The sequence below is a fragment of the Ventosimonas gracilis genome (assembly GCF_001580025.1).
Lineage (GTDB): Bacteria > Pseudomonadota > Gammaproteobacteria > Pseudomonadales > Pseudomonadaceae > Ventosimonas > Ventosimonas gracilis.
In genome coordinates, this window is record NZ_LSZO01000222.1 from 1 (window position 1) to 1,080 (window position 1,080).

Consider the following 1,080-nt stretch of genomic DNA (forward strand, 5'->3'; position numbering starts at 1 on the left):
GGCGCAGCCCCGAACGGCAATTTACTTCGTAAATTGTGTAGTGAGTCCACATATCTTTGATATGGGGCGCGGCACGCGGTACACTGGCGTCATGCGGTATGCCATTTTGCGCGTGCAAAAGCTTAAGTCTGCGGTGGCCGTGCACCGTTCGATGAAGCATGCTTTCCGGGCGCAGGAGACACCAAACGCGGACAAAAGCCGGACACCTGAAAACACCCATATCGGGGCGCATTCAGTGGCCGAGGGTATGGCTGCGTTCCGTGAAGCGTTGCCGGAAAAGATGCGGAAGAATGCCGTCCAGTGCATCGAGTACTTGATGGCAGCAAGCCCTGAAGCGATGCAGGGTAAAACCCGCGAACAGCAGGATGCCTATTTTCAGGACGCGCTGGACTGGCTGCGTAAGCGTCATGGCGCAGAAAACGTGATCTACGCAGGCATCCACCGAGACGAAAAAACACCGCACATGTACGCCTACGTGGTGCCGAAAGACCCTGATACAGGACGGCTGAACTGTCGCCGTTTCCTTGGAGGTGCGGCTGCGCTGCGGGGCATGCAGACGGACTTTGCCGAGCAAGTGGGCAATCAGCACGGCTTACAGCGCGGCATCGAGGGCAGCAAGGCTAAGCATCAGCGTGTAAGCCAGTTCTACGCCCAGATCGAAAAAGCCGGACAGGTGCCCAAGATCGAGCCGGACGAGTTGCAGCCGAAAGTGCTGGGAAAGCGACTGCTTGGCTTGCAGCGGGTCGAGGAAGCCCCTAAAGCGATTGCAGAGCGCCTAAATGCCAAGATTGAGGCCGCAGCCTGCCCATTGGCGGAAAAGGCCGCTGTGGCCGTTTCTGAGCGCCGTAGAGCGGTTGAAATGGCGAAGACAGCCCAGACCATGCAGGAGCTGCTAAAAACGGCGGAAAAGGCCGTTGCGGCCTTCACGAAGGGGCTGAATCAGCAAGAGGTCGAGCAGGTGATGATCAAAGCCAACGCATTGCGCCGCGCTAAAGAGATGGCTTTGAAGTTGGAGGCACAGCGCAATGCCAATGCTGTCTTCCGTATCTAGGACTAATCCTCTTGCACGTCAGCTAGCAC

1 protein-coding gene is annotated in these 1,080 nt (G+C 57.5%); it reads left to right on the forward strand.

The window, feature by feature from the left end; all coding sequences use genetic code 11:
• A partial coding sequence (gene mobV / locus AXE65_RS13140; RefSeq protein WP_068393480.1) for a MobV family relaxase occupies positions 1 to 1,051 on the forward strand: 1,051 nt, incomplete at its 5' end.
• Between the last annotated feature and the right edge of the window lie 29 nt (positions 1,052 to 1,080).